The organism is [Pseudopropionibacterium] massiliense (assembly GCF_900607225.1).
Lineage (GTDB): Bacteria > Actinomycetota > Actinomycetes > Propionibacteriales > Propionibacteriaceae > Arachnia > Arachnia massiliensis.
In genome coordinates, this window is the sequence record NZ_LR027842.1 from 500,686 (window position 1) to 505,846 (window position 5,161).

7 protein-coding genes are annotated in these 5,161 nt (G+C 66.0%); 5 read left to right on the forward strand and 2 right to left on the reverse strand.

Annotation, left to right across the window (positions count from 1 at the left end; translation table 11 throughout):
* The coding region (locus tag E0E39_RS02130; protein WP_130875599.1) for a sensor histidine kinase at nt 1-1,062 on the reverse strand (1,062 nt) is incomplete at its 3' end.
* A gap of 127 nt (nt 1,063-1,189) precedes the next feature.
* On the opposite strand from E0E39_RS02130, the gene E0E39_RS16525 reads away from it, so the two are divergent.
* Entirely contained in the window at nt 1,190-1,315 is a 126-nt protein-coding gene (locus tag E0E39_RS16525) for a hypothetical protein (RefSeq protein ID WP_281275563.1), read from the forward strand.
* A 6-nt stretch (nt 1,316-1,321) separates the two neighbouring features.
* On the opposite strand, the gene galE is transcribed toward E0E39_RS16525, so the two are convergent.
* Nucleotides 1,322-2,311: a UDP-glucose 4-epimerase GalE gene (gene galE, locus E0E39_RS02135; RefSeq protein ID WP_130873271.1), complete on the reverse strand. Its 990-nt coding sequence runs from the start codon at nt 2,309-2,311 to the stop codon at nt 1,322-1,324.
* A gap of 111 nt (nt 2,312-2,422) precedes the next feature.
* Between galE and E0E39_RS02140 the strand changes: the two genes are divergently transcribed.
* The 4 genes from E0E39_RS02140 to E0E39_RS16735 all read left to right on the forward strand — a co-directional run bounded on the left by E0E39_RS02140 (nt 2,423) and on the right by E0E39_RS16735 (nt 4,606).
* Entirely contained in the window at nt 2,423-2,755 is a 333-nt protein-coding gene (locus tag E0E39_RS02140) for a YnfA family protein (RefSeq protein WP_130873272.1), read from the forward strand.
* Between the two features lie 119 nt (nt 2,756-2,874).
* Nucleotides 2,875-3,585 carry a hypothetical protein gene (locus E0E39_RS02145; protein ID WP_130873273.1) on the forward strand — a complete coding sequence of 237 codons (711 nt, stop codon included), beginning with the start codon at nt 2,875-2,877 and terminating at the stop codon, nt 3,583-3,585.
* Nucleotides 3,503-4,054 (forward strand): hypothetical protein, encoded by a 552-nt coding sequence (locus tag E0E39_RS02150; protein WP_130873274.1) that lies wholly within the window; start codon nt 3,503-3,505, stop codon nt 4,052-4,054. Before E0E39_RS02145 ends, E0E39_RS02150 begins: the two co-directional genes overlap by 83 nt.
* 438 nt (nt 4,055-4,492) lie before the next feature.
* A complete protein-coding gene (locus E0E39_RS16735) occupies nt 4,493-4,606 on the forward strand; it encodes a helix-turn-helix domain-containing protein (protein ID WP_425470699.1) in 114 nt (37 codons plus the stop codon).
* The last annotated feature ends 555 nt before the right edge of the window (nt 4,607-5,161 follow it).

Sequence of the window (5,161 nt, forward strand, 5' to 3'; positions counted from 1 at the left end):
CACCCCGGCTCCCCGCCCCTCGGTGGAGGCCTGGACGCCGACCCCGTCGTCGGTGACGCGGATGTCGATGGCCTCCGGTTCGCAGACGATCGTGGCGGTGGCCCGGGCGGTCGGACCCGCGTGCTTGAGGAAGTTCGTCACCGACTCCTGCACCACACGGAAGGCGGTCAAACCCAGCGAATCCGGGACGGGAGGCAGCTCCTCCGGTATTTCGAGGGTGATCCTGGGGCCGGCCTTGGCCACCATCTCCGGGATCTGCGGCAGCGACGGCGACGGCCCGAAGGAGGCGTCCGACTCGCCCCGGAGCAGGGAGACGATCCGGCGCATCTCCCCGATCGAGCTGCGGCCCGTGCGGGCGATCACGTTCAGTGCCTCGACGGCCGCCTCGGGTTTCTTGGTGGCCAGGGCCTTCGCCCCCTCGGCCTGCACGACGATCACCGACAACGAGTGCGCCACCACGTCGTGCAGTTCCCGGGCCACCTCGGTGCGGGCCCTGTCCTCGGCCAGCTCCGTCGCTTCCTGGGCGCTGCGGGCCCCGGCCAGGAAACGCTCCTCCGCGAGGGTCTCGTCGAGTCTGGTCACGTGGTTCTGCACCGCCACCCGCCTGCCGAGCAGGTAGGCGTTGGTCATCAGCGACAGGCACAGCAGGCTCAGCAACCCGCCCGCCAGGAACCGGTGGCCCTCCGGGATCCGTCCCAGCCAGGACAGGGGCCCGAGGATGGAGGCGGCGATCCCGAGGGGAATCACCACCAGCCCCGCGGTGAGGTTCAGGTGCCTGGCCGCCGAGAAGACGACCAGCAGCACCACCAGCATCGCGGGCACGGGGGTGGAAACCTGCAACACCATTCCGGTGCCCGCCACCGCGCACACGACCACGGCCAGCAGTGGGTTGACGCGCCGAAACGCCAACGAGGCGACCATCAAGGTCGACCAGCCGAACACGGCAGTCCCCTCCGGAAGCCCCAGCGCAACCATGGGAAGCACCAGGAACAGAAACGTTCCCAGCGCCGTCGCGGCATCCACCAGCAGGCGACGATGCGCTTCGGAGAGATCGGCCATCATGGTCGGCAAGCCTATTCAGGGGTGCGCAGGAGCGGCGTCGGACCGTGGTCGCGGATCACCCCGAACCACCCCCACCCCGGTCTCGAATTCCATCCGGAATTACTTCCGAGAAGGTAGGTTTGTCACCATGATCCGCAAACTTTTCTGGACCATTCTCCTGCTGGCGGGCGTCTGCGTGGCCACGAGCCTGCTGGAGCGGCGCCGCGCCGAGCAGCGCCGCCAGCTCTGGGCCGAGGCCACCGACCCGTCCTGAGATCCCTCAATATCCCAGCTTCTCCTTGCGTACGGGCAGCCAGGCGATGGCGTCGCGCACGGCGTCGGTCTCGGTGAGTTCCGCCTCCCACCCGAGGACGTCCCTCGCCTTGGTGGAGATGGTGTAGACGCCCGCGACGTCGCCGGGGCGGGGATCACCGAAACGAACCTTCAGCGGGTCGCCGGTGATCTCCTCGAAGGAGGCCGCCAGCTCCTTGACCGTGACGCCGTTGCCCGTGCCGATGTTGAACACCTGGTAGGGGTCGGTGGCGGTGGCCTCGTCGAAGTGTTCCAGGGCCGCGACATGTGCCCGGGCGAGATCCCAGACGTGGATGAAATCGCGGATGCCGGAGCCGTCGCGGGTGGGCCAGTCGACGCCGGTGACGGTGAAGGTCTCCTTGTTCACCCAGGCCTCGAGGAGTTTCGCCAGCACGTGCGAGGGCTTCTCCAGCTGCTGGCCGCTGCGCAGCTTCGGGTCGGTGCCGATGGGGTTGAAGTAGCGCAGGGACGCCACCCGCACGTCGCTGGCGCGCGTGAAGTCCTCGAGGATCAGCTCGACCATGAACTTGGTGCGCGCGTACGGGGAGCCGGGTTGCAGCGGTGAGGCCTCGGTGACCACGAAGTTCTCGTCGGGGGCGTAGATGGATGCGGAGGAGCTGAACAGGAATCGCTCGACGCCGTTGCGCTGCAGGGCGGCCAGCAGGGTGACGGTCTTGGCGACGTTGTTCTCGTAGTAGGTCAGCGGCTCGGACACGGACTCCGGAACGATGATCTTCGCGGCGCAGTGCACGACGGCGTCGATCCGCTGCTCGTCGAAGAGGCGGTTCAGCAGGGCGTCGTCGGCGATGTCGCCCTCGTAGAGGGGGCGTTCGCCTACGAACTCGCGGCGTCCGGTGGAGAAGTCGTCGAGGATGACGACGTCGTGGCCCGCGTCCTCGCAGGCGGAGGCGACGGTGCTGCCGATGTAACCAGCCCCGCCGGTGATGAGTACCTTCATGTCGCAGTCTCCTGGTTCGGTTGGGGCCAGTCTAGGGATTCGGGCCCCGGGGGATGATGTGGCGTGCAGAAGCGTTGCGCCTCGGCGGGGCGGGGCGCGTAGGGTGCAGGCGTGGGTGTCGTTCGTACCGTGGTGCTGTTCGTCCTGGCCGCAGCCGCCGAGCTGGGTGGTACCTGGCTGGTGTGGCAGGGGATCAGGGGCAACCGCAGCTGGCTCTGGGCCGGCGGCGGATTCCTGGTGCTGGCCCTCTACGGGCTGATCGTGACCTTCCAGGGGGAATCGTCTTTCGGGCGGATCATGGCCGCCTACGGGGGACTGTTCATAGCCGGGGCGCTCGTGTGGGGGATCGTCGCCGATGGCTACCGGCCCGACCACTGGGACCTCATCGGCGCCGGCATCTGCCTGATCGGGGCGGGGGTGATCATGTTCGCCCCGCGCGGATGAGGTACCTGGAAGGTTTCCCGGTTGCGCAGCGCTCAAGCCGGAATCGGGGCCCGAACGGGCCTTTTCCCGGTTTGAGTGCTGCACAACCGGGGTGAGCCGGGGATCCTTGAGCTCGAAGCATGACGCCGGAAGAACTCATCAGGACCATCTCCCTCCACCCGGCCGTCGCCGAGGTGCCGCAACCGCAGCCCGAGAGGTTCATGGAACTCGGGATGGTCCACTTCCGGATGACCGACGGCACGGGCCTGGGGATCAACCCGGATCTCTTCTCGGCCCGTGGAACCGGGACCTCCGAGCAGGAGCTCGTCGATCAGGTGCACCGGCACGTGGACGAGATGTGGCAGCAGAGCATCACCCGTCCCCCGCTCGACCTGACGAACGTGGTTCCCATCGTGCGCGACGCCTCCTACTTCACGGAGCACGGCGAGGCGCAGGCGGCGCGGGTGGGGACACTCACGGACCTCATCGGCATCGGGATGGCCATCGACGAGCCGTCCAACATGCGGATCGTCATGGAGAGCGAACTGCCTCGTCCACGGACCGAATTCGAGGACTTCCAGTTTCGGAGCAGGGTCCTGGAGAACTTCAGGGCCCTGGCCAAGGACATGCTGCTCGATGACATGGGCTACGACTCCGGGATCGTGGCCGTGCAGAAACCCGCCTGCCTACGAGGTGTCGTGGTTCGCCCGACCCGGATACGTCGCCAGAGCCCTGGAGTACTACTCCGGCAGGACGGGGATCCCGTGGGTGGCGATCCCCGCTTCTCGCAAGGACCTGTGGCTGGTCGACTCCACCACCCGGCACTGGGGAAAGCTCCTGGACCTGCTTGAACCCCGGATCGATGCCCGGGAGACCGTCCACCCGGTTCCGCACGTCGTCGTCGACGGCAGGTGGCGGGAGTACGTTCCACGCCTGGAAACAGCCGTGTTGCGCCGCCTGCACACGCTCAGGTTCAACGCGGAGAGGATCAGTCATCGCGCCTACGTGAACGCGTTCCACCGTCGCGGCGGGACGGACGTGGGTGTCGACCTCATGGGTGAATTCCTGGGAGTGTTCGTCGGCGACGACGTGGCGACCGTCTCCGTGGTTCCCCTGAACGTGGAAACTACCAGCATTCCCCGGGTCCACCGGGTGGATTTCATGGATGGCAACACCGTCGTCCACCGGGTCTGGTTCGAACAGCTGGCCGCGGAGCTCCCCCACCTGGTGAGGCCCTACTCCGGGTCGTTCCCGCCCCGGTTCGTCATCCGACGCCCGGGTCCGGAGGACCGCGCCTGCCTGGCGGCCATCCAGCTGTGAAAAACCCGCAGCGGAGCCGGGGCGCCCCATTCCATCGACAGCCAGTCAGATAAATTACGGGCCGTGGATGACCGTTCACAGATGCTAAGGGGGCGTTTGGTTGATACGTGGTCTGTGAAATAATCCGGGTGAACAGCTATAGAGGCTTATTCACAGCTGCTCCGAAGCTGGTTGAGCCGGACCGCGACGGAGGAGCAGTTCATGTCGAAACCACCAGAGTTGGCCGCAATTTTCAGGACGCGATCACCAGAGCATTGCGCTAGCCGTTGCCCCGCCTGTGAATAAGCCTCATAGTGTGCTTTAAACAAAATTATTTTGTGAGGCGGTAGGGGAATGTGTTTGTTCGGATGAAGGTTTCGAATGCTTGGCGGCGGTGTCATAGGGTCGTGGCAACAGTGCTTGTCAGGGAGGGGGTTGTTGGTGCGGCGTATGTTGATGATGCAGGACCGGGCGGCGATCGCGAAAGGGTTGAAGGAGGGATGTTCGCTGCGGCGGATCGCGGACCGGATTGGCAGATCGGTTTCAGTGGTGTCTCAGGGGGATACACCGTAACGGCGGGAAGTGCGGGTATCAGCCCGTGTGGCAGCCGATGCGAACACGCCTGAAACGCCGGACCCTGACCGGCAAGGCCCGGCAGGATTCGATGCCGCATCGGGCCCCTTGAGGTTCCGGGTGCAGGACAGGTTCTGGGAGTGTTCCCGGGACACCCCTGCCACATTCGCTGCGGGGACCCCAGGGGTGGAGGCCGGTGATAGCAAGTCTAGAGAATCTGTGCAAGGGCTCCCCAAGTAGCTGAAGGGAGTAGTTGGTGTCACACGAGGCCATCCACACACCAGGGTTCTACACCCCTTCCCGGCAAGAAGGATCTGGCCCGTCATAGGAGTCATGCCTGTGCTCGAAGCGCACCAGACGCAGGCCGCGCCGCCTGGCGGGTGCTGCGTACCCGATCCGATCGTGGGAACGGTGCAGCATTGTGGTGGCCGCCCCGAGGATGTGGATGATCGTAGAACCCTCCGGGAACACATGGGAGGTGTGTCCTGAACAATCGGGAACCGATGGCGCCTCAGCAGCGGCGGATCCTGGAGGGGACGCACCACCCGGATCCGT